1 protein-coding gene is annotated in these 2,141 nt (G+C 74.8%); it reads left to right on the forward strand.

Annotated elements, in window-relative coordinates; translation table 11 throughout:
* The coding region (locus K7B10_RS40125) for a SpnB-like Rossmann fold domain-containing protein (RefSeq protein WP_229345922.1) at window positions 1–2,141 on the forward strand (2,141 nt) is incomplete at both ends.

Consider the following 2,141-nt stretch of genomic DNA (forward strand, 5'->3'; position numbering starts at 1 on the left):
GAAGCCACCGAGGAGGAACTCCTCCCGTACGTCTCCGACGTGGTCGGCATCGCGGCGATCAACAGTCCGCGTTCGATCGTGGTGTCGGGTGCCGAAGAGGCCGTCGAGGCGATCCAGGCCGAGTTCACCCAGCTGGGCCGCAAGACGACCCGGCTCCGCGTCTCGCACGCCTTCCACTCCCCGCTGGTCGAGCCGGCGCTCGCCGAGTTCCACCTGGTCGCGCAGAGCGTCACGTACCGGCCGGCGCTGATCCCGATCGTCTCCAACGTGACCGGCCTGCTCGCCACGGACGCCGATCTGGCCTCGCCCGCCTATTGGGTGCGCCACGTCCGCGAGGCGGTCCGCTTCACCGACGCCGTGCGGCACCTGGCGGCGAAGGGCGTCACCCGGTTCATCGAGCTGGGCCCCGACGCGATCCTGACCGCGCTCACCCGGACCACGCTGGACAGCGATGACGCGATCATCGAGCCGGTGCTGCGCAAGAACCGCCCCGAGTCCCGCACCCTGCTGACCGCCCTGGCGCACCTGCACGCCGGGGGCGCCCGCGTGGACTGGGCCGCCTTCTACGAGGGCACCGCGGCCCGGCCCGTGGCCCTGCCCACGTACCCCTTCCAGCGGGAGCGGTACTGGATCATCGAGAACCCGCTCGGCGGGGACGCCTCCGCCTTCGGCCTGACCCCGGCCGGCCACCCGCTGCTCGGCGCGGTCATCCCCTCCCCCGACACGGACGGGGTGACCTTCACGGGCCGCCTCTCCGTCGACACCCACGGCTGGCTGGCCGACCACGACGTCCTGGGCACCGTGCTCCTGCCCGGCACCGGCTTCGTCGAACTCGCCCTGCACGCCGGTGCGCAGGTCGGCTACCCGGCCCTGGAGGAGCTCGTCCTCCAGGCGCCGCTCGTGCTGCCCGAGCGCGGCGGGGTCGCCCTCCAGGTCTCCGTCGGCCCCGACGACCTGGGCCGCCGTACGATCCGCATCCACTCGCGGCACCAGGACGCCCTGCCCGACACCCCGTGGCTGCTGCACGCCGAGGGTCTGCTGGGGACGGCCCCCACCGCCGCCGGCGCCGACCTGACCGCGTGGCCGCCGGCCGGTGCGCAGGAGGTGCGCGTGAGCGACGCGTACGAGCTCCTCTTCCGGCAGGGCTACGACTACGGGCCGGTGTTCCAGGGACTCAAGGCCGCCTGGCGCGAGGGCGACTCGGTGTACGCCGAGATCGAACTGCCCGAGGAAGCGCACGAGGACGCCGCCCTCTTCGGGCTGCACCCGGCCCTCCTCGACGCCACGATGCACGCGCTCGGGGTCGGCGAGGGAGTCACCGGAGAGGAGCAGACGGAGCTGCCCTTCTCCTGGTCGGACGTGGCCCTGCACGCGGTCGGCGCCACCTCGCTGCGGGTGCGGATCACCAAGCACGGCGAGAACAACCTCTCGCTGGACCTCGCGGACCGCGGCGGCGCCCCGGTGGCCTCCATCGGCTCGCTGACGTTCCGCCCGGTCTCCGAGGAGCAGCTCGGCGGCGGCCGGCAGGACACGCTGTTCGAGATCGCATGGCGCCCGCTGGCCGCTCCGGCCGCCGGCCCCGGTTTCCAGATGTGGGACGAGGTGCCCGCGGGCCCGGTGTCGGGCGCGGTGGTCTTCCCGGTCCCGCGGGCCGGCGGCCCCGTCCCGGAGGCCGTGCGCTCGGTCGTGGGTGACACCCTCAGCGCCGTCCAGGAGTGGCTGGCCGACCCGCGGTTCGAGGAGTCCACGCTGGTCGTGGCGACCCGCGGCGCGGTGGCCGCCGAACGCGGGGAGGGCGTCGACGTGGTGCAGGCCCCGGTGTGGGGTCTCGTACGCGCCGCCCAGGCGGAGAACCCGGGCCGCATCCGGCTCACCGACCTTCCGGCGGGCGGCGCCGGCTTCGAGGGCCTGGCGGCGGTCATCGCCTCCGCCGAGCCGGAGAGCGCCGTACGCGAAGCGGGCCTCCTGGTCCCGCGCCTGGCCCCGGTCACGGACGCGGTCGCCGACGCGGTCGCCGACGCGCCGGCCCTCGACCCTGCGGGCACCGTCCTGATCACCGGCGGCACCGGCGGCATCGGCGCCCACCTGGCCCGGCACCTGGTCACCGAACACGGTGCCGGCCACCTGGTCCTGACCAGCCG

This window comes from Streptomyces flavotricini (assembly GCF_020639365.1).
In the GTDB taxonomy this organism is placed as follows: Bacteria; Actinomycetota; Actinomycetes; order Streptomycetales; family Streptomycetaceae; genus Streptomyces; species Streptomyces flavotricini.